The organism is Luteimonas sp. TWI382 (assembly GCF_039674545.1).
Classification (GTDB): domain Bacteria; phylum Pseudomonadota; class Gammaproteobacteria; order Xanthomonadales; family Xanthomonadaceae; genus Luteimonas.
In genome coordinates this window covers 133609-157623 of the sequence record NZ_JBDJNS010000001.1, presented here as the reverse complement: position 1 = coordinate 157623, position 24015 = coordinate 133609, and the positions used below count along the sequence as shown (strand labels likewise).

The 24015-nt window shown below is 70.6% G+C and carries 26 protein-coding genes and 2 pseudogenes; 12 read left to right on the top strand and 16 right to left on the bottom strand.

Features of this window, described 5'->3' with window-relative positions; all coding sequences use genetic code 11:
- Positions 1–15: 15 nt before the first annotated feature.
- The 3 genes from ABE505_RS00740 to ABE505_RS00730 all read right to left on the bottom strand — a co-directional run bounded on the left by ABE505_RS00740 (position 16) and on the right by ABE505_RS00730 (position 2150).
- On the bottom strand, positions 16–567 hold the full coding sequence (locus tag ABE505_RS00740) for a DUF2589 domain-containing protein (protein ID WP_346444276.1): 552 nt from the start codon (positions 565–567) through the stop codon (positions 16–18).
- Positions 568–603: 36 nt separating this feature from the next.
- Positions 604–1152 carry a glycosyl hydrolase 108 family protein gene (locus ABE505_RS00735; protein ID WP_346444275.1) on the bottom strand — a complete coding sequence of 183 codons (549 nt, stop codon included), beginning with the start codon at positions 1150–1152 and terminating at the stop codon, positions 604–606.
- Between the two features lie 323 nt (positions 1153–1475).
- On the bottom strand, positions 1476–2150 hold the full coding sequence (locus ABE505_RS00730; RefSeq protein ID WP_346444274.1) for a response regulator transcription factor: 675 nt from the start codon (positions 2148–2150) through the stop codon (positions 1476–1478).
- A gap of 299 nt (positions 2151–2449) precedes the next feature.
- Here ABE505_RS00730 and ABE505_RS00725 point away from each other — a divergent pair, with 299 nt between their 5' ends.
- Positions 2450–3013, top strand: coding sequence for a winged helix-turn-helix domain-containing protein (locus tag ABE505_RS00725; protein ID WP_346444273.1), 564 nt, complete (start codon positions 2450–2452; stop codon positions 3011–3013).
- A gap of 44 nt (positions 3014–3057) precedes the next feature.
- On the opposite strand, the gene ABE505_RS00720 is transcribed toward ABE505_RS00725, so the two are convergent.
- From ABE505_RS00720 to ABE505_RS00705, 4 genes and pseudogenes are all read right to left on the bottom strand, one after another.
- The gene (locus ABE505_RS00720) at positions 3058–4038 is read right to left on the bottom strand and encodes an NAD(P)H-quinone oxidoreductase (protein WP_346444272.1); all 981 of its coding nucleotides are present in this window, start codon (positions 4036–4038) and stop codon (positions 3058–3060) included.
- A gap of 123 nt (positions 4039–4161) precedes the next feature.
- Positions 4162–4632 (bottom strand): annotated as a pseudogene (locus ABE505_RS00715) (response regulator transcription factor); the annotation flags it as partial.
- A 134-nt stretch (positions 4633–4766) separates the two neighbouring features.
- Positions 4767–4982: pseudogene (locus ABE505_RS00710) on the bottom strand (potassium-transporting ATPase subunit KdpA); the annotation flags it as partial.
- A gap of 19 nt (positions 4983–5001) precedes the next feature.
- Entirely contained in the window at positions 5002–5388 is a 387-nt protein-coding gene (locus ABE505_RS00705) for a TorF family putative porin (RefSeq protein WP_346444271.1), read from the bottom strand.
- A gap of 196 nt (positions 5389–5584) precedes the next feature.
- On the opposite strand from ABE505_RS00705, the gene ABE505_RS00700 reads away from it, so the two are divergent.
- The 9 genes from ABE505_RS00700 to cls all read left to right on the top strand — a co-directional run bounded on the left by ABE505_RS00700 (position 5585) and on the right by cls (position 13549).
- Complete coding sequence (locus tag ABE505_RS00700; protein WP_346444269.1) at positions 5585–6067, top strand: H-NS histone family protein; 483 nt, start codon at positions 5585–5587, stop codon at positions 6065–6067.
- 181 nt (positions 6068–6248) lie between these two features.
- Positions 6249–6512, top strand: a complete 264-nt coding sequence (locus ABE505_RS00695) for a helix-turn-helix transcriptional regulator (protein ID WP_346444268.1) — start codon at positions 6249–6251, stop codon at positions 6510–6512.
- A 325-nt stretch (positions 6513–6837) separates the two neighbouring features.
- On the top strand, positions 6838–7551 hold the full coding sequence (locus ABE505_RS00690; RefSeq protein ID WP_346444266.1) for a DUF3348 domain-containing protein: 714 nt from the start codon (positions 6838–6840) through the stop codon (positions 7549–7551).
- A 13-nt stretch (positions 7552–7564) separates the two neighbouring features.
- Positions 7565–9916, top strand: a complete 2352-nt coding sequence (locus ABE505_RS00685; protein ID WP_346444265.1) for a DUF802 domain-containing protein — start codon at positions 7565–7567, stop codon at positions 9914–9916.
- A complete protein-coding gene (locus tag ABE505_RS00680; RefSeq protein ID WP_346444264.1) occupies positions 9913–10551 on the top strand; it encodes an OmpA family protein in 639 nt (212 codons plus the stop codon). The genes ABE505_RS00685 and ABE505_RS00680 overlap by 4 nt, the downstream gene beginning before the upstream one ends.
- The gene (locus ABE505_RS00675) at positions 10541–11155 is read left to right on the top strand and encodes a DUF2894 domain-containing protein (protein ID WP_346444263.1); all 615 of its coding nucleotides are present in this window, start codon (positions 10541–10543) and stop codon (positions 11153–11155) included. Before ABE505_RS00680 ends, ABE505_RS00675 begins: the two co-directional genes overlap by 11 nt.
- Before the next feature lie 314 nt (positions 11156–11469).
- Positions 11470–11706 (top strand): 50S ribosomal protein L28, encoded by a 237-nt coding sequence (gene rpmB / locus ABE505_RS00670; protein ID WP_047137660.1) that lies wholly within the window; start codon positions 11470–11472, stop codon positions 11704–11706.
- Between the two features lie 13 nt (positions 11707–11719).
- A complete protein-coding gene (gene rpmG / locus ABE505_RS00665) occupies positions 11720–11884 on the top strand; it encodes a 50S ribosomal protein L33 (protein ID WP_183424779.1) in 165 nt (54 codons plus the stop codon).
- Between the two features lie 243 nt (positions 11885–12127).
- Positions 12128–13549 carry a cardiolipin synthase gene (gene cls / locus ABE505_RS00660; protein ID WP_346444262.1) on the top strand — a complete coding sequence of 474 codons (1422 nt, stop codon included), beginning with the start codon at positions 12128–12130 and terminating at the stop codon, positions 13547–13549.
- Between the two features lie 21 nt (positions 13550–13570).
- On the opposite strand, the gene ABE505_RS00655 is transcribed toward cls, so the two are convergent.
- The gene (locus ABE505_RS00655) at positions 13571–14113 is read right to left on the bottom strand and encodes a DUF924 family protein (RefSeq protein WP_346444261.1); all 543 of its coding nucleotides are present in this window, start codon (positions 14111–14113) and stop codon (positions 13571–13573) included.
- Between the two features lie 101 nt (positions 14114–14214).
- Here ABE505_RS00655 and ABE505_RS00650 point away from each other — a divergent pair, with 101 nt between their 5' ends.
- Entirely contained in the window at positions 14215–14628 is a 414-nt protein-coding gene (locus ABE505_RS00650; RefSeq protein WP_346444260.1) for a hypothetical protein, read from the top strand.
- An 89-nt stretch (positions 14629–14717) separates the two neighbouring features.
- Here the strand turns inward: ABE505_RS00650 and ABE505_RS00645 are convergent, their stop codons facing one another.
- The 8 genes from ABE505_RS00645 to ABE505_RS00610 all read right to left on the bottom strand — a co-directional run bounded on the left by ABE505_RS00645 (position 14718) and on the right by ABE505_RS00610 (position 23506).
- Complete coding sequence (locus ABE505_RS00645; protein WP_346444259.1) at positions 14718–15368, bottom strand: RES family NAD+ phosphorylase; 651 nt, start codon at positions 15366–15368, stop codon at positions 14718–14720.
- Between the two features lie 49 nt (positions 15369–15417).
- The gene (locus tag ABE505_RS00640; RefSeq protein WP_346444258.1) at positions 15418–15819 is read right to left on the bottom strand and encodes an MbcA/ParS/Xre antitoxin family protein; all 402 of its coding nucleotides are present in this window, start codon (positions 15817–15819) and stop codon (positions 15418–15420) included.
- Positions 15820–15932: 113 nt separating this feature from the next.
- The gene (locus ABE505_RS00635; protein ID WP_346446063.1) at positions 15933–16784 is read right to left on the bottom strand and encodes a TonB family protein; all 852 of its coding nucleotides are present in this window, start codon (positions 16782–16784) and stop codon (positions 15933–15935) included.
- A gap of 99 nt (positions 16785–16883) precedes the next feature.
- Positions 16884–20171, bottom strand: a complete 3288-nt coding sequence (locus ABE505_RS00630) for an ankyrin repeat domain-containing protein (RefSeq protein WP_346444256.1) — start codon at positions 20169–20171, stop codon at positions 16884–16886.
- Positions 20164–20436, bottom strand: coding sequence for a YcgL domain-containing protein (locus tag ABE505_RS00625; protein WP_346444255.1), 273 nt, complete (start codon positions 20434–20436; stop codon positions 20164–20166). The genes ABE505_RS00630 and ABE505_RS00625 overlap by 8 nt, the downstream gene beginning before the upstream one ends.
- 76 nt (positions 20437–20512) lie before the next feature.
- Positions 20513–21526 (bottom strand): cytochrome d ubiquinol oxidase subunit II, encoded by a 1014-nt coding sequence (gene cydB, locus ABE505_RS00620; protein WP_346444254.1) that lies wholly within the window; start codon positions 21524–21526, stop codon positions 20513–20515.
- On the bottom strand, positions 21526–22923 hold the full coding sequence (locus tag ABE505_RS00615) for a cytochrome ubiquinol oxidase subunit I (RefSeq protein ID WP_346444253.1): 1398 nt from the start codon (positions 22921–22923) through the stop codon (positions 21526–21528). Before ABE505_RS00615 ends, cydB begins: the two co-directional genes overlap by 1 nt.
- 352 nt (positions 22924–23275) lie before the next feature.
- Positions 23276–23506: a hypothetical protein gene (locus ABE505_RS00610; RefSeq protein ID WP_346444252.1), complete on the bottom strand. Its 231-nt coding sequence runs from the start codon at positions 23504–23506 to the stop codon at positions 23276–23278.
- 212 nt (positions 23507–23718) lie between these two features.
- On the opposite strand from ABE505_RS00610, the gene ABE505_RS00605 reads away from it, so the two are divergent.
- Positions 23719–23964: a hypothetical protein gene (locus ABE505_RS00605; protein WP_346444251.1), complete on the top strand. Its 246-nt coding sequence runs from the start codon at positions 23719–23721 to the stop codon at positions 23962–23964.
- The last annotated feature ends 51 nt before the right edge of the window (positions 23965–24015 follow it).

The window sequence follows — 24015 nt, the reverse complement described above, 5'->3', positions numbered from 1 at the left end:
GCTCCTTGAAGTCCGCTAGACCGGAAGGTCGCCGTCCTCGGGCGGCCAGCTCTGGCCGACCGTGCGAAAGACGCCTTGGGTCTGCGCGAGATGGTTGATGAGTCTGGCGGCGCCGTCCGTCGGCTCGGAGCCCTCCACGCGCAGCACCACGTGGACGGATCCTTGTCCACCAGCGACCGCCGCGCCGGTGTCGACGTTGATACAGGGCCGGGGCCCGCTGCTGCGGCGTGTCCAGGCGCGCTCGGGCGGATCGTCGCGAGCAGGCGTCTGCTCTTCACGCGCGGTCAATCCGCCCAGGTCGGCGTCGAAGGTGATCTCGACGTCCTTGATGCGTAGCACGTTGGTGGAGACCAGCGGCAGCAGCGGCGCCCGATAGAGATCCTCGTCGCCGGGCTGCGCGTCGGGATGCATCGACGGCAGCCGGATCACCACGCTCTTGGGCCGGTTGTCCTCGTCGAAGAACTCGCCCAGGTGCGCGGTCTGGTGCTGCTCGATCCGGTCCTGCGCCTCGATCACCGCGCCTGCGAGCGCTTCGATCAGGCTGTTGAGCGTCGTCTGTGTCGTCATGTTCGGAGTCCTCGTCGGCGGGCGCCGGGTGTGCGTTCAACCGGCCGCCGGATCGGCGGGAAAGGACTCGACCCGCGCCAGCCAGCCGCGCAGGAAGCGCTGCAGCGAGGGCCGTCGCGCGACCAGCGTGCGGTAGTAGTCGATGCGCCCCTTGCGATAGGCGAGATACACCGCGACCGGGTCCGCCGCCTGGAGCGCGGCAAGCGTGCCGCGGCCGAACGCCCCGTCCACCTGCAGCCGCGGCTGCGCCCCCAGATCGTTGAGCACGCGTTGCAGCAGCTTGATCGCGTTGGCGCCGGCGTTGACGTGGAAGTCGAACACGATCTCGGCCAGCGGCTGCAGCGCGATCGCGTCGCCATGCACCGTGTCCCAGTACAGTCGGCGATAGAGCACTGCAGCCTGCGCATCGGTCAGCGCATGCAACGCTTCCAGGCTGGGCGCCACGCCCAGCAGGGCCTGCGCATGCCGGCGAAAGGTGGCGAAGGTGATCCCCTTGTTGGTCGCGCCGCCCGGGTCGGCCGGGTCGTTGACGTAACCGCCCTCCAAGCGCAGCAGATGGGGGAAGAAGCGTTCAAAGTCGGCCATGACATCCTCGTTGCGCAGCTGCGCTGTGCGGTGGATGCAGCCTCGCCGACGCCCTGCCCGGGGCCCATCGGCAGGATGCCGAGACCGCGACGCGCGCATGCCGACCTTGCATCACCTGCGCGCGCGAGCGTTCGGCGTTCGCGCCCGCGGCATCGGACCTGGCGCCGCCAAGGATCGGCATCGCACCGATGGTCAACGGTGCGACCGGCGACAACAGTGCCGTGCACGCGCCGTTGCGCGCGTCCGAACCCGGCACCCGCATGGCGACACACCTTCTGCCGCTTCCCTGCCCGCCAGCGCGCACGCGCACAACCCGCGTGCCGTCAGCGGGCGCCGTGCGCACCATCGGCGCCGGCCTCCTCCAGGCGACTGATCCCTTCGCGCAGCGCATAGCGGGTCAGGCCCGCGATGCCCACGACGCCGAGCTTGGCGAACACATGCTCGCGATGCGTTGCCACGGTCTTTTCGCTGATGTGCAGCCGCGCGGCGATCTGCCGCGTCGACCAGCCTTCGGCATAGAGTTGGGTGACCTCGCGCTCGCGTCCGGTCAACGGCGACGGCCCCAACGCGGCATCGCGATTGCGGTAGGCATCGATGAATACCGCCTCCAATCCCGGACTGAGCACCATGCGGCCACCGGCCACGCCGCGCAGTGCGGCGAGCAGGACCTCGACCGGATCGCGCTTGAGCACATAGCCGCGCACACCGGCATCGAAGGCCTCCTTGACCGCGCTATGGCTGCCCGCGTGCGCCAGGCACAGCACGCGCGCCTGCGGCGTTCTCGCCAGCAGGCGGCGGGTCGCCTCGATGCCATTCATGCCCGACATCGCAGGCTCGACCACCGCGATGTCGAACGCCAGGCGCCGCGCGAGCCGCAGCATCTCCAGGCCGTCGCCGGCCACCCCTGCGATCTCGAGCTGTGGGTCGCCGGCGAGCAATGCGCGCACACCGTCGCGCACCATCGTCTGGCCGTCGGCCAGCAGGATGCGCAGCGTCATCGTGCACCTCCGCGCATCCCCTGGCCCGATCCCAACGCCTCGCGCTGTTGCGCGGTCACCTCGTTCCCATGCCGTCGCCGGATCATCGCTCCCTCCCTAGCGTCGATGACGCGGCGAGCGCCGCCTCCGGACCGAGCATCGCCAGTGCGCCGACCTAAGTCCTTCCGGAAAGCTTCCGGGCGGGCGGCTCGACGCGACAGCCATCGATGCGCGACTCGCGCTGATCGCAGGCGCGCGCGTTCCAACGGACACGGACACGCGAAGACACCGGCATCTGTGCCGGCGCCACAGGAGGGCGAATGGCGAACAAGACCCCAGCGATCTTGGGCCGATTCCGGATGGGCGACTGGATCGTCGTTCCCGCAGAGGGCCGCCTGCTGCGCGCAGGCCATCACCGCCGCCTGGAACCCAGAACGATGACATTGCTGTGCGCGCTGGCTGCGAGCAACGGCGCGGTCCGCAGCGCCGACGCGTTACTCGATGCCTGTTGGCCCGGACAGGACCTGGGCGACAACGCGGTGCACAAGCACGTGGCGCTGCTGCGCGCCGCACTGGGCGACAGCGCCCAGGCCCCGCGCTACATCGACACATTGCACCGGCGCGGCTACCGGCTGCTGGTCCCAGTGGCGCCGGTCATCGCACACGCCGGGATCGCCAGCGCGGATGCGGATGCCGCCGCCCTGGTCGCGGGCACCCGTGCACTGGACGATATCCTCGCCCCCGCGCCGCGGACACCGGACGCCGCCGTCGATGCCCTCGTCTTCGCGCGCCTGGCCCACGACAACCGTCGATTGCGCACGCTGTGCGCGGCATTGCTACGCCGGTGCCGCGCATCCGCGCAGCACTGGCCCCCGGCCAGCTGAGTCCACGGCGGCGCAGCGGACGACGTGCGGCTTCCTGTGCGCGCCTACGCGACCTCGAGCACCACCTTGCCGAAATGCGCGCCGGCCTCGAGGTAGGCGTGCGCGGCCGCGGCGTCGCCCAGCGGGAAGGTGCGGTCGACGACGGCGCGCACGCGCCCTTCGGCGATCCACGGCCACACCACCCGCTCGACCGCCTCGGCCAGGCGCGCCTTCTCGTCTGCACTGCGAGGACGCAGCGTCGAGCCGGTGAGGACCGCCTGCTTCTGCATCAACCGCATGACCGGCACGTCCAGCACCGCGCCGCCCAGCGCGGCGATGTAGACAATGCGGCCGCCGCGGTTGAGCGCACGCAGCGTCGCTTCGAACGTCGGTGCGCCGACCATGTCCAGCGCCACGTCGATGCCGCCGTGCGTGCGCGCGAGCTCGGCGAAATCCTCGGTCCGCGTATCGACCGACACATCGGCGCCCAGGGCGCGCGCATGCGCGGCCTTGTCCGCACCCCGGCTGCACGCAAGCACATGCGCGCCGGCCGCGCGCGCCATCTGGATCGCCGCCACGCCAATGCCCGAGGTCGCGCCGTGCACCAGCAGCCATTCGCCCGCCCGCAAGGCGCCATGCTCGAACACGTTGGCGTAGACCGTGAACACCGTCTCGGGCAGCGCGGCGGCGTGAATCCAATCCAGCCCATCGGGCATCGGCAACACGTGCCGGGCATCGGCCACTGCGTGTGTCGCATAGCCGCCGCCGCCCAGCAGCGCGCAGACCCGGTCGCCCGGCCGCCATCGCCCTGCGCCGTGCACGATCTCGCCCGCCACCTCCAGGCCGAGCGTCTCCGGCGCACCGGCCGGCGGCGGGTAACTGCCGATGCGCTGGACGAGGTCCGGTCGGTTGACGCCCGCCGCACGCACCCGGATCAGCACCTGCCCCTCGCCCGGTACCGGCATGGGCAGCTCGACCGGATGCAGCGCATCCGCGTCACCCTTGCCATCGCGGATGGCGATGGCGGTCATGGTCGATTCCAGCATGGCGGTCCTCGGGTCGGGCTGTCGCGAAGCCCTGGAGGATACCGGCCCCCGCCTGACGAGCAGGTGCAGCCCGCGGGCCCTGCGCATGGCGGTCCGGCGCAGCCGGCCAGCCCGTCGAGGGCGCTATGCCCCGCGGCGCTCGCCGGTGTTCGGAGCGCCCGCGTCGTCCACCGCAATGAAGCGCAACCCCACACCCGGCTCGGTCGCGATGTAGCGCGGCGCCGCCGCATCGTCGCCAAGCCTGGCGCGTAGCTTGCCCACCAGGATGCGCACGTAATGCGCATCCTCGGTGTGGCTGGGCCCCCAGATCTCGCGCAGCAGTTGCGGCTGGGTCAGCACGCGGCCGGCATTGCGCAGCAACAGCGACAGCAAGGCGTATTCCTTGCGCGACAGCGGTAGCGGCACGCCGTCCAGGCGCACCTCGCGGCGCGCCAGGTCGATATGCAGATGCCCGTCGTCGAACACCGGCGCTTCGTCCGGGCCATGCGCCTGTTGGCGCAGCAGCATGCGGATCCGTGCCATCAGTTCGGCGGTGCCGAACGGTTTGGTCACATAGTCGTTCGCGCCCGCATCGAGCATCGGCTGGGCGAGCCGGCGCTGCTCCAGCCCGGGCCGCGGAGCCTGCGCATCGAAACGCAATGCGGCGACAACGTGTCGGTGTCGCGGCCCGCCGGCTCGCCGTGGCGACGCACCCAGTCCACCGCCGCCTGATCGAGCCCCTTGGGCAGGCCCAGCTGCTTGGCCGCAACCATCGCCGACACCGGGCCGAGCGGAATCTTTTGGCGGGTCATTTCCGCGCTCGCGTCGAGAGGCCTCGCCCCGGGTCCACCTGCCAGCGTCGAGGGCACGCCCTGTGCCGTCAGCAGCTGCGACCACAGCAGGCACAGCGGCAACATGACACGCACCATCGGGCGGACGACGTCGGCCCAGTAGTTGCCGATGTCGATGTGCGCGGTCGTTCGATCACGCGCATCGTCGGGCAAAGCCGCAACAAAGGGGGCCGCTGGTTACGCGCCGTTCTCGGTGCGTGAGCGCGGCGTCGAGCGCGAACGCGTCCGACAGCGGCCCGGCCCAGCCGGCCACGAGGTCGAGCTCGTGCGAGGCAGCCGTCTGCGGCGCGAAACGTACGTCAGAGCCCCAAGCCTGGGCATAGAACCCGTGCATGCCGGTGAACTTGATGCCGGCCTGCACGGCCGGCCCCTCGTCGCTCTGGCTGGTGCCGCGCCAGACATAATCGCTGGTCAGCGTTGCACTGCCCGACAGCTCGGTGGCCGCAACACTGCCGACCGACGACACCAGCAAAGCAAGCGACAGGGCAACCCGGCGCGGGGTGACAGCACGACGATCCATGGCATCGGTCCTGGCGGACAGGCGCCGCCGATGCCGCGCAGTCTCGGTCCGGAGGCCATAAAGTCTCCATGCGGCCAGACGGGTGTCATCGTAAATTCGTCGTAAATCCGCCTCGCCGCTTGCCTGCCGAGTGCGGGAGACCGAGTCTGCTTGTGTACATTCGCGCCGCCTCGCGCGCACCGCGCATCCACACAGCGTGACCATCGACATCCCGTACCGATCTTTGCTTGACACATCACCGGCTCGGCCCGACGCTGACAGCATGAAGATTGATATCGATGCGCTCGGCGTGCGCGAGCTCGATGCCCTGTTGGCCGCAGCCGAGAAACGCAGGGCAGTGCTGGCCAGCCGACGACCGTTGGCCGCCGTGCGCCAGGACCTGATCGCCTTCGCCGCCTCCCAGGGCTATGCGATCGAGGAACTCGTCGGCATACCGTCCGCACCGCACAGTGCCCGGACGCCTGCCAGAAAGCGCAAGCGCGCCAAGGCCGCCGTCAAGTACCGCGACCCGGACAACCGGCGCAATACCTGGTCGGGCCGTGGCCGCATGCCGCGCTGGCTGGCCGAGAAGACCAAGCGCGGCCAGAACGCTGCGGATTTCCTGATCCCGGGGCTCGCCCGTCCGACCGCGAAGAAAAGCGCCCCGATCGGCCAGCGGACGGTGTTCAAGCAGGCCTGACGCGCACGCGCGACGGGCGAGCCACCCGCTGCCGTCGGGCCGCGCGCCTCGAGGCATGGACACGTGGCGAGTACCGAAGCGAGGGGGCGACCGAAGACCAGGCGGTCCTGACGCACCATCCCGTTTCCGGATACCGGGATTCCGGATATACGGTACTGCCACTTCCAACGAGGACATCCGGATGCCCGGCAAGTCGATCCACAAGCCCGAGTACAAGCTCCTGCTGGCCCTGCTGATCGAGATGCGCGACAAGGCCGGACTCAAGCAGGCCCAGTTGGCCGGGCAGCTGGAACGGTCGCAGTCCTACGTCAGCGATGTCGAGCGGGGCGTGCGCCGGCTCGATCTGCTGCAACTGCAGGAGTACTGCCAGGCCTGCGGCCAGGACCTGGTGGCCTTCGTCAGGAAGTTCGACAAGGCGACGCGCGCCCCGGAGGCGCGGCGCTGAGGCAGGCGCACTGCCTGGGCGGCGCCTGCAGCCAGCGCCCCAGTCGACCGCCTCGTGGCGGTCATTGCTTCGATCCAGTCGCGGTAGTGGCGCAGGCAAACATTGCACGCGACCTGGCCGTAACGTCCGGGCCATTCGCTCCGGACATCGCCCGGCACGCCCTTCCAGTCTGCCAGCCCGGAGCGCTGCCCACCCGACTGCACACCGCGAGGCCCAACCGCCCGCCGAAGCACAACCGGGGCTTTCGACGCGGCGGGCGGGCGCCGTCGAGCCGACCCCTGCGCCGCCGGGGCCTGTAAAATCGCCGTCTTTTGCGCGCCTCTCCGTGGATTCCTCGCCCCGCCCCGCCCTCCAGGGTCCGACGTTCGTCCGGCTGCTGGCCCGCCTGACCGACGCCGAGGCGGCGCGGGCGGCGTTGGTGCCGGCCGATCGGCTGAGCGAGTGGATCGACTGGACGCGGGCGGTGGCGCTGTCGAAGGTGCTCGACGCACGGCCGGCGGCGGCGGACACGCCGGCCACGCCCAGCGCGCACGACCCGACCGCCGCCTGCGCGCGGGTCCGCGCGACGCTGGCGCAGGCCATCGCCAGTGCGCCCGAACTGGCGACGCCGCAGTCCGTCACGCCATCAGACCATGCCGATCCGGGCGACACCGCCAGCGACGCTGCACCCGATTTCGCACCGCTGCGCCAGCGCTGCCTGACGCTACAGCGCGCGATGCAGGCCGCCACCGGGCGACTGCGCGGGGAACTGCGCGAAGCGCTGGCCCAGCGCTCGGCGCAGGCGGCGCGGCTGGCCGAGGTGGATGCGGTCATGGAAGGCGCGCTGGCCCCGCGCGAATCCGCGTTGCTGGGCGCGGTGCCGATGCTGCTCGAAGCGCATTTCGAGCGGCTGCGCGCGGCCGCGGCCGACTCCCAGGCCACGGCGCACGGCCCCTGGCTCGATGGTTTTCGCAGGGACATGCAGGGCGTACTGAGCGCCGAACTGGATGTCCGTTTCCAACCGGTGGAAGCGCTGCTCGCCGCGCTTCGTGCCCCCTGACGCAGTCATGTCCATGTCCTCACGTACTCGCGCGCTCTCCCTTCTTCCCGCCTTGGCGTTCGCGCTGGGCCTGGCCGCGATCGCCTGGATCGCGCTGGGCTACATCGGCACCAACCCCTTGGCGCTCGCGGTGACGCTGCTGATTGGCGTGTGCTACGCGGCCGGCGCGCTCGAACTGTGGCGTTACCGCCGCGCGACAGGGACGCTGGCCGACGCCGTCGCTGGGCTGTCGACCACGCCGCCGTCGCTGGGCGACTGGCTCGACCGGCTGGACCCGTCGCTGCGCGCGGCCGTGCGCCTGCGGGTCGAAGGCGCGCGGACTGCGCTGCCGACCCCTGCGCTCACCCCATATCTGGTCGGCATGCTGGTGCTGCTGGGCATGCTCGGCACCTTGCTGGGCATGATGGCGATGCTGCGCGGCACCGGGCTGGCGCTGGAGACCGCAACCGACCTGCAGGCGATCCGCGATTCGCTGGCCGCGCCGGTCAAGGGGCTGGGCTTTGCGTTCGGCACATCGATCGCGGGAATCGCGAGTTCGGCGATGCTGGGCCTGGCATCGGCCCTGGTCCGCCGCGAGCGGTCCACGATCGTGCACGGACTCGACGCCGCGATCGCGACGACGCTGCGCCCGCATTCCCACGCCTACCGGCACGAGGAAACCCTGCGCCTGCTGCAGCGCCAGGTCGACACGATGCCGGCGCTGGTCGACCGGCTGCAGGCGATGATGGCGACGATCGAGCAGCAGGCCGGCGCGACGGACGAGCGCCAGGCGGCGCAGCAGGCCGCGTTCCACGCCCGCACCGAGACCGTGTACACCCAGCTCGCCGCCTCGGTGGAGCGCTCGCTGCAGACCAGCGTGGCGCAGAGCGCGCAGGCCGCCACCGCGGCGCTGCAGCCGGTGTTCGAGACCACGATGGCGGCGCTGGCCCGCGAAACCACGGCGCTGCAGGCGCGAGTGGCCGAAGCCGTGGACCGCCAGTTGCAGGCGTTGACGCAGGGCTTCGAGGCCTCGACGCACGCCGTGGCCGCACGCTGGGACCAGGCGCTCGACGGCCAGCAGGCGGCCAGTGCAGCCCTGACCGGCGAGTTGCAGGCAGCACTGGCGGGGTTCAACGCCAGCTTCGAGCAACGCGCCAGCGGGCTGCTCGACGCGGTCGTCGCGCGCCTCGATGCCACCGCCGCGCAGGCCGCGACGCTGCACGGCACCGTCGCTGACGGCGTGGATCGCCAGTTGCAGGCGGTCACCGCCGGTCTGGCGGCCTCGACAGCCGAGGTCACCGAGCGCTGGCAGCAGGCGCTCGCCGGCCAACAGGCCGCCCAGGCCGCGCTGGTGAACGATCTGCGCGAGACGCTGGCAGGTGTCGGCGAGACCTTCGAGCAGCGCACGACGACGCTCGTGGACGGCGTCGCGACGCGACTGGAGGCAACCACCGGCCAGATCGCCGACGGGTGGCGCCAGGCATTGGCGCAGCAGACCGACGCACACGATGCGCAGGCCGACCGCCACGAGCAGGCCCTGACCACGGCCGCGGTGGCGTTCGAGCGCCATTCGGCCGCCTTGCTTGAGCGCGTCGATACGTCGCACGGCGCGTTGCAGTCCGCGCTTGCCGAGCAGGACCGCGCACGGCTGGCCGCCTGGACCGACAGCCTGGCCGCACTGGCCGGCGCGCTGCGTGAGGACTGGGCGCAGGCGGGCGCCGAGACCGCCCGCCAGCAGCAAACGATCTGCGACACGCTGGCGGCCACCGCCGACACCATCACCGCGCAGACCCGTGAGCAAGCCGGCCAGACGATCGCCGAGATCTCGCGCCTGATCGACACCGCCTCGCAGGCCCCACGTGCCGCGGCCGAAGTGATCGCCGAACTGCGCCAGTCGCTGTCCGACAGCATGGCCCGCGACACCGCGATGCTGGAAGAACGCACCCAGATGCTGTCCACGCTCGATACGCTGTTGGGCGCGGTCAACCATGCCTCGACCGAGCAGCGGGCGGCGATCGACGCACTGGTGTCGACGTCGGCCGACCTGCTCGAGCGCGTGGGCACCCGCTTCACCGACCACGTCGAGGCCGAAACCGGCAAGCTCGGCGCGGTCGCCGACCAGGTGACCGTCGGCGCGGCCGAAGTCGCCAGCCTGGGTGAGGCCTTCGGCGCCGCCGCGCAGGTGTTCGGCGAGGCCAACGCGCAACTGGCCGAGCGCTTGGCGCGGATCGAGGACACGCTGGAGAAGGCCCTGGCGCGCAGCGACGAGCAGTTGGCCTACTACGTCGCCCAGGCACGTGAGGTCGTGGACCTGAGCGTGCTGGCGCAGCGGCAGATCGTCGAGGAGCTGCAACAACTGGGCGGCCGCCAGGCCGGCGCGGCATGAGCCTGGAGCTCGACGGCGACGAGTCGAGCGCAGCCCCCGTCTGGGCCGCATTCGGCGACCTGATGTCGGTGCTGCTCGGCGCGTTCGTGCTGATCCTGGTCGGCGTGATCGGCGTGCAGTTGCAGTTGGAGATGAAGCTCGACGCCGAGATCGCGCAACGCCAGGCCGAGCAGCAGCGCCTGCAAACGCTGGAGCAGGCCCTGGCCGCACCGCTTGCGGCAGGGCGCATCACGCTGGTCGACGGCCGCATCGGCATCCGTGGCAGCGTGCTGTTCGCAGATGCTTCCGACCAGTTGCAGCCCGAGGGCCGCGACCTGCTGCGCAGCCTGGCCGGCCCGCTGGCGGAGTACCTGGCCTCACGCGACGAGATCCTGATGGTCAGCGGCTTCACCGACGACCGTGCACTGCGCGACCGCGTGCACTTCGCCGACAACTGGGACCTGTCGGCGCAGCGCGCGCTGACCGTGACCCGCGCGCTGGTCGGCGACGGCGTGCCGGCCGATTCGGTGTTCGCCGCCGCCTTCGGCGCGCAGCAGCCGGTGGCCTCGAACGCCGACGCCGAGGGCCGCGCACGCAACCGCCGGGTCGAGATGGCCCCGGTACCGCGCAACCCGGCCGCGCGCGATGGCCGCTGAGCCCCCCCTGCCCGATCCCGCGGCGCTGCACGCCCGGCTCGACGCCTGGCGCGCGCAGGGTCTGGACCGGCACCAACCGCTGCGTGTGCAGACGGTGGCGGCGCTGCTGCAACGCGCCTCGCGCCTGCACGGGGCGCCGCGCGAGGCGCTGCTGCGGCGGGCGGGCGCATGGGCCGAGCGCGTGGACCCAGCGCCCAAGGCCGCCGCGCCCGAGCCGACGGCGCCCGGTCCGCTGGACGCGCTGACGCGCGCGATGTGCGCCGGACCCGATGCCACGCGCTACCCCGAGCTGCCCGCGCTCGATACGTTCCGGCGGCTGTGGTCGGCGGTGCGCATCGGCAGCCAGGTGCGGCGTTCGCTGGCGAAGACGTCCGACGACGCCGGCCCGCTGAACTCGGCCCGTCTGGTGCACCGCTCGCTGACCCTGATGCGTCAGGTCTCGCCCGACTACCTGCAGCATTTCCTGGCCTACGTGGACACGCTGTCGGGCCTGGCGCAGTTGCAGGAGGCCGGTGCCCTGCCGGGCCAGACAGCGGCGCCGACACCGGCGGGCAAGCCGCGCGCCCGGTCGAAGTCGCGCCGGCGGCAGGGCGAAGGCGGCTGAAGCACGCCCTCACGCGCCCGCACGCCAGGCGGCGCCTTCCGCATTACGCTCGTCTTCACCCGCCTTGCATCGCAGGGTCGGTTGCGGCAATATGGCCGGCTCGTTGCGTCCGGATCATGGCGACATGGTCCCGACCCGCCCGGGGAAGCGCGGTCTTCCCGGCGGCGGTGCCACGAGAGGTTTCGACTCCCGTACCGCGCGATGGCCTTGCCGTCGGGGCCGCCATCTCCCTGGCCAAGGGCGATACCGTTCGCGGAACATCCTTTCCGCAGGAGCCCGACTCACCGTCGGACTTCCCATTATCGAGGTGCACCATGTCCCGAGTCTGCCAAGTCACCGGCAAGCGCACGACGACCGGCAACAACGTCTCGCACGCGCTCAACCGTACCCGCCGCCGTTTCCTCCCGAACCTGCACGAGCGCCGGTTCTGGGTCGCCAGCGAAAACCGCTGGGTGAAGCTGCGTGTGTCCACCAAGGCCCTGCGCACCATCGACAAGAACGGTATCGACGCCGTCCTCGCCGAGCTCCGTGCCCGCGGCGAGAAGATCTGAGGAGTAACGCAACATGGCAGGCAAGCGCGACAAGATCCGTCTGATTTCCTCGGCCAACACCGGCCACTTCTACACGACGGACAAGAACAAGAAGAACACCCCCGGCAAGATGGAGATCAAGAAGTACGATCCCGTCGTCCGCAAGCACGTGGTCTACAAGGAAGGCAAGATCAAGTGACCTGACCGCGCGTTCGCCTACGCGAACGCCGTCGTGTCACCCCCGCATCCGCGGGGCCTGGAAAGCCCGCCGCAAGGCGGGCTTTCTGCGTTTCGGGGCGCATGCCCGATGGCGGTGGCCCAGGGCGTACAAGCGCCAAGTCCGTCCAAGCCGATCCGTTCAACGCCTCCATGCGCCCGACCTTGGCGTGCATCCGAGCCCAGATCTGCGCCGTGAGCACGCCGCGCCCTGCACAATCGTCCGATGGACTGGCATGCCCTGAACCTCGGACTGGCGATTCTGATCGCCGACTGGACGATCCGGATCGTCGCCCTGCTGTGGATTCCCTCGCGCACCCGTCCGGCGGCGGCGCGCAGCTGGCTGCTGTTGATCGGCTTCGTCCCGCTGGCCGGCCTGCCGCTGTACCTGCTGTTCGGCCATCCCTGGCTCTCGCGCGACCGCATCGCGCGACAGCGCCAGGCCTCGCAGGTGATCCGCGAAGAGCAACTGCCGCTGGCCGACCTGCGCTGGACACCGCCCGATGCCGGCGCCTCGGCCGAGATGGCGCCGCTGCTCGAACGGCTGGGCGATTTCATGCCCACACATGGCAATGCGGTGCAACTGATCGACGACTACGACGGTGCACTGCAAGCCTTGCTGGCCGATATCGACGGCGCGCGCACCCGCGTCCATCTGCTCTATTACCTGATGTTCGACGACGGCACCGGCGAGGCGGTGACCGAAGCGCTCGAACGCGCGGCCGCACGCGGGGTGACCTGCCGACTGCTGCTCGATGCAGTCGGCGCCAAGCGTGGCCTGCGCCGCTATGCGCGCCGGCTGCTCGCGGCCGGGGTGCAGGTCCACGCGATGCTGCCCGGCGGGCTGCAGTGGCGCCGCAGCGGACGCATGGACCTGCGCAATCACCGCAAGGTCGCGGTGATCGACGACACCGCGGCCTATGTCGGCTCGCAGAACCTGGCCGATGCGGACTTCATCGTCAGCGCCCCCAACCGCGAACTGGTCGCGCGCGTGCAGGGCCCGGCGCTGGCGCACCTGGAGGCGGTCTTCGCCAGCGACTGGTTCATCGAGACCGGTGAGCGGCTCGCGGTCGCCCCGACCACCGCACTGCCCGATGCCGATGTCGCCGCGCAGCTGCTGCCCAGCGGGCCGGCCTACCCATTCGAGAACGCGCGCGATACCGTCAACGCGCTGATCCACCTGGCCCGACGCCGGCTGGTGCTGACCACGCCTTACTTCGTGCCCGACGATGCCACGCTCAGCGCTCTGCGTATCGCTGCACTGTCGGGCGTGGAGGTGCAACTGATCCTCTCGGCCAGCAACAACCAGCGGCTGACTGCCTGGGCGCAAGCCTCGTACTACGGCGAACTGCTCGAAAGCGGCATCCGGATCGCGCTGTACCGGCCGCACTTCCTGCACGCCAAACACATGAGTATCGACGACGAGATGGCACTGGTCGGCTCGATCAATCTCGACATCCGCTCGTTCGCGCTCAACGCCGAGATCGGCCTGCTGGTCTACGACCGCGACGTGGTGACGCGCATGCGCGCGATCGAGGCCGGCTACCTGGCCGACGCCACCCCGGTGACGCTGGAGGACTGGCAACGGCGCCCGGCCTGGCGTCGCAGCCTGGAAGGGATCGCCCGACTGGCCGACTCGTTCCTGTAACGACTGCGCGGCGCGTGCGCCCTAGAACCCGCCGCCGGCATCGAGCCAAGCCTGCTCCTCGGGCGTATTGGTGCGGCCCAGGACGTGGTTGCGGTGCGGGAAGCGGCCGAAGCGCGCGATGACGTCCAGATGCGCCTGCGCATACTCGCGGTAGGTCGCGATCCCGACATCGGCGAACAACTCCACCGAGCGCTGCTGGTCGGCGAGATCCTCGGCGTGTTCGAACGGCAAGTACACGAAGCCACGCAGCGCATCGTCATGTTCGCGATCGAGGCCGGCGTCCACCATCGCCTGCGCGTGGTGGCGGGCCAGGGCGTCGGTCGCGAAGGCGTGCGCGCTGCCGCGGAAGATGTTGCGGGGAATCTGGTCGAGCAGGATCAGCAGCGCCAGCCCGCCCTCGGCGGTCTTGGCCCAGTGGTCGAGCTCGCGGCGGGCAGCGGCAAAATGGGCGTCGCGGAAGCGGCGCTCGCAGTCGCGGTCGAAGGCCTCTCCACCACCGAACCACTTCGCCATACCAGCCTCGCGCCAGAACGCGGTCACTATCTCGGGAGTCATCGTATCCATGGGGCGAGCCTAACGCGGCCGGGCGCGAAAAGGCGCAAAACGCTGCCAACATCACGGGCCCCGACCTATACTTTCGCCCTCTCTCATTGATGGATACCGCCATGCGTCGCATGTTCCGCCTGTTGCCCGCGCTTCTCGTCTTGTCCGCGGCCTTCCTGCTGTCGGCCTGCCAGCGCGGCGAGGCCGATCAGGCCCTGCTGCAGGCGCCGGCCGTTGGCGATCTGTACGCCGCCGAGCTCAGCGCCTTCTCCGACTACGAGTTCACCGACGACAAGCAGACTGCGATCGACCCGGCCTACGGCCTGATGAAAGTGGTGGCGGTCGAGGACGACGGCGTGGTCGTGGTGACCGAGAACGCCGCCCTGGGCACCCGCGACCGCGCCCGCTCGGACATCAAGGACCCGTCGACCGTCGTGTTCGACGACAGCGAGCGCATCTCGATCTCCAAGGCCGACCTGGCCAAGGCGTACAAGGACGACCTGATCTACGTCGTGCGCCGGCCCGCCGCCGAGTGAGCCACGCGCCATGCGAGACGAAGAAGCCCGGCGTGTGCCGGGCTTTTTTGTGCGTCGCTGCCGACCAACGGCCGTCGGCACGTCTCTGCCTAGCGACCCGGTCGGGCAGGCCCGAGCGCGAGCAGTTCGGTGCCGATCGCGACGTGGGTGATCGCCACGCCGTCCCAGTGATAGTGCAGATGCGGGCCCTGGCGCGCCGGCGAGACCAGGTCGGGATGGAACGCGGCGATGCACTGGCCACCCGGCCGCCGCACGCTGTCGTAGACGATGCCCTCACTGCCGGCCGCGCGCAGCGCGACGGCCGCACGCTGGCTGGCGCCGTAGTGATCGGGATCGTGCAGGGCCGGCCAGCCACCGCGGATGTCGTGGAAGTCGCCGGCCACATCCGCCAGATAGCTGCGCAACTGCAGCACACAGGGCGGCTCGCGCGTGTGCCGCAGGAAGCGGCTGCGGTGATAGACGGTCTCGGCGATCGCGGTATCGCGGTCGCGGGCGGCGTAGTAGACGCCGAACGTTCCGTCCGCGAAGCGCGAGCCGTCGCGGTTGGGATGGGTGAAGGCGGCCATGATCGCGGTGGTCCCGGGGCCGGCGATCCGACGCCCTGGCGGCACCAGCTGGATCCTGCCCAGTTCCTGGCGCAGCCTCGGATTGGTCATGCCCTCGAGCTCGAACAGCGCCTCGAGGTCCTGGGGGTCGGCGATCGCGTCGAAGACGCCGACCGGCGGAAACCGGCTGGACACGATGCGATGGCTCGGCCGCCACGCGATCGGGCGGACCGGAGGCGTCGCCTCAGTTCCAGCCGCGCTGGGCATCGAGATACTCGCGGACCACGTACAGGTCAGCGACGTGGCCGCCAAGCATCCGCTCCAGCGCCGACGTGCCGCCGAACGGCGGCGCGGTGTTGGCCCGATGCACCCAAGCATCGGCCTGCGCGTCGTCGGGGAACAGGATGTGCAGCGCCTTGTAGATGCCGAGCAGATAGCTGATCCGCTCCAGCACGTCGCCCGAGACGGCGCCTGCGCGGTCGCGCTTCCAGCGGAAATAGGTCGACCGCCCGGGGTTGCCGAGCAGCCGCCGTTCCTGATCGGCGCTCAGCCCCCAGCGCTCGGCGATGTTGAAGAACGCCTTGAGGGCCGGACCGGCGAGATCGCGACGGGTCGACGGGATCAGCGGCGCTTCGTTGACGTGCATGGCAGGCCTCCAAGCCCATGAATGGGACTTGATGCCTGTTATAGTCCCGAATGGGACTCGATGCAACCGCGTGCCGACGCCGGCGCCCGCGCGGTTCACGGTGGCGCCCTCGGTCAGCCCTCCAGCGGCGTCAGCAGCCGGAAGCGCGACTCTGTGGAATGGGCGGTGCCCGCGACAAGCGTGTCCGGACTGAAGCCCGGCGGATCGGGCAACGCCCAGGCCGGGCTGCTGCGTGGGCCGGGATGGTAGGCGCTCCACTGGCCGTAGGCCGGCACTGCCGGCGGCTGATTCCCCATGGTGAGCGCAAAATCGACCGGCACGCGAACGATCCAGTAACCGCTTTCGGGCACTTTGCCGTCATCCGGCGGCAAGAAGCGCCAGTCCTTTGCGGCCGCGAGCGCCGCCTTGGTCAATGCTTCGCGGACAGTCGCCATCTGACGTACAGTGCCCAGCGCGGTCAGGTTGACCTGCTCGGCCGCAACTTCGCCTACACCGCCGTTCGGTACCACCTGCACAAGCAGGTAGACCGTGCCTTGGCCGCCCATCATCACGCTTTGTCGGGGATAGCGAGGGGGCCGCATTTCGACCGATCGGACCCTGGCGGAGTCGGGGTTGTCGGCCGACGCCTCATCGCCGAAGTGCGCACTGCGAATCGCGATCGTCATATGGTCCTCGCCCGCAGGGGTCGCGACCACGCGCAGCCCCATCTTCGCGCGCGCCGGCACGGGCACGCCATCGACGAGCACCGGTTCGAACCGCATCTCAGGCACGAAACGCCGCAGCAAGTTCACAACGTGCGCGGGCAGCTTGTCCTCCTGATCGATCGCATGGGCCGACACCCGGCCATCGCGTTCGATGTCGACGGTCCCGGTCACCAGCATGCTGGCCTCGACCTCGCTGCGGATCTGGCGCGCGTTCTGCGCGAACACCGGCGGCAGACACAGCGCCAACAGCGCGAGCAGCACAACGACACGCCTGCGAACCATGATTGCGTCCTGCATTGATGGGCGGCCATCATGCCCCCCTGAACAGGCGGGCGCAACGCAGATACCTTCTAACGCGGCTCAGCGCTCGCGCAGGAATCGCGCCATCGACACGCCGTCCTGTGCCGACACCGGCGTGAACTCCGCCGCGACGTCGACGAAGCCACGCATCACCGCGATCTCCCGCGGCGTGCGATTGAGCGTGTCGCGCAGGTCCGGATCGGCCCCGGCGCGCAGCAGGCGCCGGGCCAGGCGCAGTTGCCCGTGCAGGCCGGTCAGGTGCAGCGGCCCGAAACCGCGCGGGTCTTGCGCGTCAAGCGACACGCCCTCATCGAGCAGGTGTTCCATCGCCGCCAGCACGACATCCTCGTCGCACGCGGTGCCGGGTTCGGCGCGCGCACCGAGCAGCAGCAACAACGGCGTCACCCCACCGGCCGCCGACGCGTCGATCTGGGCACCGGCCAGCAGCAGCGTGTCGAACAGCGCCAGCAGGCGCGTGCGATCGCGCGAGGTGAAGCCATACAGCGCCCCGCAATGCAGCGGCGTCAATCCCTGGGCATCGGTGGCGTGGATGTCGGCGCCGGCCGTGAGCAGGCGCTCGGCCAGGTCCGGCAGGCCGAGCGCGGCGGCCAGCATCAGCACGCTGACCTCGCCGGGCAGGCGCTGGTCGAGCGGCGCCCCGGCGGCGAGCAGACGATCGACGACCGCGGCATGGCGCATGCTGACCGCCGCCGACAGCGCCGTCGCACCTGAGCTTGCCGCGCAGGTCGTGTCGGCACCGCGCGCGAGCAACAGGTCGACGACCGCCAGATGCCCGCCCCCGGCCGCGCGCAGCAGCGCGGTGCAGGCCTGCGCGTCGGGCGTGTCGATATCGAAGCCAAGATCGAGCAGCCGGCGGACGGCCTCGGCGTCGCCGGCCGAGGCCGCCTGCGGTAGATCGGTGGCCGCGAGCGCGCGACGCGGGAGCGCCCAGCCCTGCCAGTCCAGCCAATCGGCGAGGTCGCGCCGGCCGGCCGACAGCGCGACGCCCAGCGGCGTCTGTCCATCGGCGGCCCGCGCCGACGGCGATGCGCCATGCCGCACCAGCGCCTTGAGCGCGCCCTCGCGGCCGAGCGCCGCCGCCAGATGCAAGGCGGTCATGCCGCGAGAATCGCGCGCATCGGGATCGACACCCAATCCGGCCAGGCGCTCGACCAGCCGCGGCCATCCCAGCCGGACGGCCAGCGCCAGCGGCGGATCGCCCTGCGGCGACGCGGCGAACGGATCGGCGCCGCGCGCCAGTAGCTCCAGCGACAATCCTTCGAACGCGCGCGCCGCATGGTCGCCCTCGACGCAGGCGGCCAGATAGGCCGCCAGGCCGCCCGCACCGGCAGGCGACGCGCCATGGCGCAGCAATGCCTGCAGCACCGGCAGTGCGTCCGGCGCGCGGGCGAGCAGCGCGGTCAGAGGTGTCCGGCCGTCCGCATCGCGCACGTTGGGGTCGGCGCCATGGGCAAGCAGCCACTCCACCTGCTCGAGCGACGGCGGCGACGCCGGGTCGGCCAGCAGACTGCCCAGTTCGGCGGGACCGACCAGCCGCAACAGGTCGCCCAGTTGCGCCTGCCGGCCTTCGCTCAGCCCGGCGCGCAACAGCAACAGCGGCGCACGGTCGCCGGCGGTGTCGTCGCCGTCCATGTCGAGATTGACCGGCAGCGGATAGCTGGAATCGAGCAGACGGACCAGCGACCAGCGCCCGGCCTCGGCTGCACGGTCGACGGCGCGCTTGCCGTCGCCGTCGACCACATCGGCCGGGACGCCCAGCGCGAGCAGGCGCTGGACCAGCGCCGGCGACGCAGGCTCGGCCGCGCAGGCGAGCATGATCGCGTTGCGCCCGGCGATGTCGACCGCCGCAACGTCCGCGTCCGCGGCAAGCAGCGCGTCGAGCGCGGCCAGGCTGCCACCGCGTGCGGCATCGAGCAGCGGCGTGCGGCCATCGTTGTCGCGCGCACGCACGTCGGCGCCGGCCGCCAGCAGGGCCGCTAGGATCTCGACGTGGCCGTGCGAGGCAGCCACGTGCAGCGCGCTGCGACGTTGGCGATCGCGCGCATCGACCCGGCCCTTGTGGCGGATCAGCAACTGCACGCCGGCCGCATCGTCCTCGTCCCCGCCCGACGCTGCCAGCAGTGCCGGCGTGGCGCCTTCGACTTCGGGCCGGGCGCCGTGCTCAAGCAGGAATTTCGCCAACCGCCAGTTGCCCGCGGCGCAGGCCACGCCGAGCGGGGTCAGCGCCTCGTGGTTGGTGACGTCGAGCTCGGCTGACGCATCGCGCAACAGGGCGACCACGCCCGGGTCGGAACTGCGCGCGGCCAGGTGCAGCGGCGTATTGCCCTCATGGTCGGTCACGCGTGGATCGGCGCCATTGGCGAGCAGGGTCATCACCGCATCGGGTCGGCCATGCCAGCTGTCGCGCGTGGCCGCCAGCAACGGGGTCATGCCGGCATGTGCGGCGTTGACGTCGACGCCGCGCGCGATGAGCTCGCGCAGCAGCCGCAGATCCGGCAACACCGCCGCCAGCACGGCGAGGCTGCGCTGGTCGCGCGTCTCGGGTGGCGGCAGCGCGCGCACGTCGGCGCCAGCCTCGATCAACGCCAGCGCACGTTCGACCCGGCCGGCGCGCGCCGCGGCATACAGCGCCACTTCGGGATCGGCGTCGACCGGCTCGTCGAACAGCGCGGCGGCCGGGTCGCCGGGCATGTCCACCACCGGCATCGGCAGCGCCTGCGGCGGAGCGAGCCGCTGCAGGCCAACGTGCAACAGCCACCACGCCAGCGCGGCCGCCACGGCCAGGCCGACCCGCACACCCGGCGCCAGCGTCGGCAGCCAGGCCGGTGCAAGTGCGATCGCGAGCGCCGCAGTCACCGCAGCGGCGACCGCGATCCCACGCGCGGCGCCGATGTCCTGGTCGGCCAGCGCCCGCCAGTGCGCGCGCAGGTCGCCGCCGTCGCGTTCGATCGCGTGCCACAACGGCCAGGTCCGCCAGACGCCGACCATCACCAGGCCGACCGCGACGCTCAGCCCGAGCGCACCCCCCAGATCGCCGCCGCGGCGCAGCGCGGCCAACGGCCAGGCCGCGAGCAGCGCGCCGGCCGCGGCCGCGCTCGCCCAGACGATCGCCAGCGCACGGACATCCGGCCAGGGCGAACCATCGGTGCCGCCACGCGCGCGCGCGCGCACGGCCAGCGCGAAGGCCGGCTGCGCCAGCACGCCGGCAATCGCCGCCGGCACGCCACCCAGCAGCGTGCACGCGGCCAGTCCGAGCGCCACGGCCAGCGCGATCAAAAACCGTCGCGGCGGGGCCGTTGGCGCGTGGCGACGCAAGTGCTCAGGCATCTCCGCTCCAGTCATCGGTCAGCGGATCGGCCACCGAGCGTGGCGGCATCTGCAGGTGGAAGCCCTGCGACTGCAGGTTGCCGCGCACCTGCGCCGGGTTTTCGCGGGCAAGCCGACGCTCGGACGTCAGCGCCACCTCGAGTACGAACACCAGCGCGCCGAGCTCGGCGCGCAGCGGATCGGGCAGGACGTCGAACGCGTCCCTGGTGGCGAGGTACACGTAGGTGTCCGCCTTGCGCTGACTTTTGTAAACGTAGGCGTGCATGTGCGCAGAATCGGCGATATGCGCCGAATTGTGCGGCAAAAGGACCGCCTTGGGTATCGCGTGGGCTGCGTCGCGTTCAGTGATAACCCGCGTCGGCCTGCACCTTGCCGCGGAACACCCGGTACGACCACGCGGTGTAGCCCAGGATCAGCGGCAGCAGGACCACCAGCCCGCCCAGCACGAACATCTGCGACGACGGCGGCGATGCCGCTTCCCAGATGCTCAGCGACGGCGGCACGATGTTCGGCCAGATGCCCAGCACAAGGCCCGCGAATCCCAGCACGAAGAACGCCAGCGTCAGCAGGAACGGGCGCGCATCGCGACCCTCGCGCATCGCCGCCCGCCAAAGCCAGAGCACGTTGAGCAGCGCCAGCAGCGGCACCGGCGAGAGCCACCAGAAGTTCCCGCCCTCGAACCAGCGCGCCATGATCCGCGAATCGAGGAACGGCAGCCAGGCGCTGACCAGCCCCATGAAGGCGGCCACAACCAGCACCAAGGGCCGGGTCAGCGTGCGCGCGATCGACTGCAGCCGGCCCTCTGTCTTGAGGATCAGCCAACTGCTGCCCAGCAATGCGTAGCCAAACACCACCGCCACGCCGGTCAGCATCGAGAACGGGCTGAACCAGTCGAGCGCGCCGCCGGCGTACTTGCCGGCCTCCAGCGGCATGCCCTCGACCAGCGCGCCGAGGATCACCCCTTGCGCGAACGCAGCCAGCAGCGAGCCGAGCGCGAACGCCGCCCCCCAGAATCGCTTGCCGCGCCGGGCCTTGAAGCGGAACTCGAACGCCACCCCGCGGAACACCAGGGCGATCAGCATCAGCAGCACCGGCAGGTACAGCGCCGAGAGCACGATCGCGTAGGCACGCGGGAACGCCGCCAGCAGCCCCGCGCCGCCCAGCACCAGCCAGGTCTCGTTGCCGTCCCAGATCGGGGCGGCGGTGCTCATCATGTGGTCGAGCTGCGCCTCGTCCTCGGCGAACGGTGCCAGTACCCCCAGCCCCAACACGAAGCCATCGAGCAGCACATACATCAACACGCCGAAGCCGATCACGCCGAACCAGACCACCGGCAGTACGGTCGCAAGCTCCATCAGTCCTCCCCCACCGGGCCGTCCGCCGCCGAGATCGGCCGCATCGGCGTGCGCTCGCCGGCATCGTGATCCGGCCCGTCGTCGAACGGCTGCGGCCCCTTGCGGATCATCTTCAGGATGTAGCCGCCGCCCGCGCCGAACACCACTGCGTAGGCAATCGCGAACGCCGACAGCGACACGATGACGCTGGCACGATCGATGTCGCTGACCGCCTCACTGGTACGCATCAACCCCTGGATCACCCACGGCTGGCGGCCGATCTCGACCACGAACCAGCCCGCCAGCACCGCGACGAAACCGCTGGGCGCCATCAATCGCCAGGCATCGAGCAGCCAGCGCGAGCGCAGCAGGATGCGCCGACGCCATGCCCACAGCGACACCGCCGTCAGCGCCAGCATCGCCATGCCGATGCCCACCATGACCCGGAAGGCATAGAACACCGGCGCTACCGGCGGCCGGTCTTCGGGCGGCACGGCGGTCAGCGGCGCGATGGTCCCATCCCAGCTGTGGGTCAGGATCACGCTGCCCAGGCGCGGGATGGCGATCTCGTAGTCGTTGCGCTCTTCGTCGACGTTGGGCACCGCGAACAGCACCAGCGGCACGCCCGCCCCGGACGCGCCCTCATGCCAATGCGCCTCCATCGCCGCGAGCTTCACCGGCTGGACCTCGCCCGTCTTCAGGCCATGCAGGTCGCCGGCCACGATCTGCAGCGGCACGGTGATCGCAGCGAACACGATCGAGAGCTTCAACATCCGCGTGCCCGCCTCGACATGCTCGCCGCGCCGCAGATACCACGCCGCGACGCCACCGACGACGAAGCAGGTGGTGATGAAGGCCGCCAGCACCATGTGCGCCAGGCGGTACGGGAACGAGGGATTGAAGATGACCGCCATCCAGTCGGCGGGATGGAAGACCCCGTCGACGAGGTCGTAGCCGGCCGGCGTATGCAGCCAACTGTTGGCCGACAGGATCCAGAACGTCGAGATCGGCGTGCCCACGGCCACCAGGCAGGTCGCCAGGAAATGCAGCCGCTCCGAGACCCGCCCCCAGCCGAACAGCATCACGCCCAGGAAGCTCGCTTCCAGGAAGAACGCAGTCAGCACCTCGTAGCTGAGCAGCGGCCCGAGGATGCTGCCGGCCGCGATGCTCAGCGCCGACCAGTTGGTGCCGAACTGGAAGCTCATGACGATGCCCGACACCACTCCCATGCCGAACGACACTGCGAAGATCCGCAGCCAGAAGAAATACAGATCCCGCCATACCGCCTCGCGCGTGCGCAGCCAGCGCCACTCCAGGAACGCCAGCCAGCTCGACAGGCCGATCGTGAAGGCGGGAAACAGCACATGGAAGGAGATCACGAATCCGAACTGGATCCGAGACAGCAGCAGCGTGTCCAACGCCGACGCTCCTTGCAACGGTCGGTGCATGAGTGTGCGCGACCTGCCGTGAAACCGGGATGCGGCCGATCGTCGCCCCGAGCGACGGGCATGCAGCTTCGTCCGGCGCCTGCCCACGCTTCGCGCGCGTTCGCTGTTCGGCGCCATGCCCAGGCCGACATTGGGTTGCCGCCCAGATTGAGCGACCGGCGCAATCGGGCCAGGCTGGCCGCGGCGAGCGGGCCGACGCACGACCACGCTGCGTTCCCCCCGCAGGAGAGAACGCCCGTGTCCGACCTGTCCGTCAATGCCTCCGCTCCGGGTCTCGATCCGGCAGCATCCTCCCAAGACTGGGCCGCCGACAAGGCCGAGATCATCGCCTCGCTGCCACCGTGGGGCGGTGCCCGAGGAGGTCGGCGACCTCATCCGGATCGCCGATGGTGCGAACGCGCAGCGCAAGACGATGGACGTCATCACCGACGGCGGCAAGTTCAAGAGGTTGGATAAGGATCAGGACCTGTCGGTGGACGACATCAAGTCCAGCGCGCACCCCGGCGCCGGCGGCGAGGGCTGGCTGCAGGTCACCACCCAGCAGGGCGATCACTACGCGCTTCCCGAAGCGAAGGCGCCGGGCGCATACGCGGTGGCCGAGCACCACGACCTGAACCTGGCATCGGGCAGCGAACGCATCGACGAGCGAACATCTTCACGTCGCGGGCGAAGAGCAAGGCGATCAATCGCGAGCAGTACGACTGGCTCCACCAACTGGCCAACGATGGCGTCGCGAAGGGCGACTGGGCGGTCAAGTACGACTGGGTGCGCACCACGCTGGCCGATTTCAAAGATGCCAAAGAGACCGTCGGGAACTGCTGGGACCTCCGGGACGCGAAATGGGGAGGCCGCAAGAGCCCGGAGGACGTGAGCATCTTCGAGCATCGCCGATCCGAGTTCGGTGAGTTCCGCAGTCGCTGGGAGGACAACCGGCAGCCCACCACCTATATCTCGTATCTCGACGCCGACAAGCATAAGGAAGACATGAAGCGCGCCAAGGACGCGGCCTGATCCGGCGCTGCGCGCCCGCGCACAGGCACCATGACCTTCGCCAGAGCGGTC

Excerpts from the sequence above, each read along its gene's own strand:
- ABE505_RS00740 (WP_346444276.1), bottom strand. The coding sequence starts at position 567 with ATGACGACACAGACGACGCTCAACAGCCTGATCGAAGCGCTCGCAGGC.
- ABE505_RS00735 (WP_346444275.1), bottom strand. The coding sequence starts at position 1,152 with ATGGCCGACTTTGAACGCTTCTTCCCCCATCTGCTGCGCTTGGAGGGC.
- ABE505_RS00730 (WP_346444274.1), bottom strand. The coding sequence starts at position 2,150 with ATGACGCTGCGCATCCTGCTGGCCGACGGCCAGACGATGGTGCGCGAC.
- ABE505_RS00725 (WP_346444273.1), top strand. The coding sequence starts at position 2,450 with ATGGCGAACAAGACCCCAGCGATCTTGGGCCGATTCCGGATGGGCGAC.
- ABE505_RS00720 (WP_346444272.1), bottom strand. The coding sequence starts at position 4,038 with ATGCTGGAATCGACCATGACCGCCATCGCCATCCGCGATGGCAAGGGT.
- ABE505_RS00705 (WP_346444271.1), bottom strand. The coding sequence starts at position 5,388 with ATGGATCGTCGTGCTGTCACCCCGCGCCGGGTTGCCCTGTCGCTTGCT.
- ABE505_RS00695 (WP_346444268.1), top strand. The coding sequence starts at position 6,249 with ATGCCCGGCAAGTCGATCCACAAGCCCGAGTACAAGCTCCTGCTGGCC.
- ABE505_RS00685 (WP_346444265.1), top strand. The coding sequence starts at position 7,565 with ATGTCCTCACGTACTCGCGCGCTCTCCCTTCTTCCCGCCTTGGCGTTC.
- ABE505_RS00680 (WP_346444264.1), top strand. The coding sequence starts at position 9,913 with ATGAGCCTGGAGCTCGACGGCGACGAGTCGAGCGCAGCCCCCGTCTGG.
- ABE505_RS00675 (WP_346444263.1), top strand. The coding sequence starts at position 10,541 with ATGGCCGCTGAGCCCCCCCTGCCCGATCCCGCGGCGCTGCACGCCCGG.
- rpmB (WP_047137660.1), top strand. The coding sequence starts at position 11,470 with ATGTCCCGAGTCTGCCAAGTCACCGGCAAGCGCACGACGACCGGCAAC.
- rpmG (WP_183424779.1), top strand. The coding sequence starts at position 11,720 with ATGGCAGGCAAGCGCGACAAGATCCGTCTGATTTCCTCGGCCAACACC.
- cls (WP_346444262.1), top strand. The coding sequence starts at position 12,128 with ATGGACTGGCATGCCCTGAACCTCGGACTGGCGATTCTGATCGCCGAC.
- ABE505_RS00655 (WP_346444261.1), bottom strand. The coding sequence starts at position 14,113 with ATGGATACGATGACTCCCGAGATAGTGACCGCGTTCTGGCGCGAGGCT.
- ABE505_RS00650 (WP_346444260.1), top strand. The coding sequence starts at position 14,215 with ATGCGTCGCATGTTCCGCCTGTTGCCCGCGCTTCTCGTCTTGTCCGCG.
- ABE505_RS00640 (WP_346444258.1), bottom strand. The coding sequence starts at position 15,819 with ATGCACGTCAACGAAGCGCCGCTGATCCCGTCGACCCGTCGCGATCTC.
- ABE505_RS00630 (WP_346444256.1), bottom strand. The coding sequence starts at position 20,171 with ATGCCTGAGCACTTGCGTCGCCACGCGCCAACGGCCCCGCCGCGACGG.
- ABE505_RS00625 (WP_346444255.1), bottom strand. The coding sequence starts at position 20,436 with ATGCACGCCTACGTTTACAAAAGTCAGCGCAAGGCGGACACCTACGTG.
- cydB (WP_346444254.1), bottom strand. The coding sequence starts at position 21,526 with ATGGAGCTTGCGACCGTACTGCCGGTGGTCTGGTTCGGCGTGATCGGC.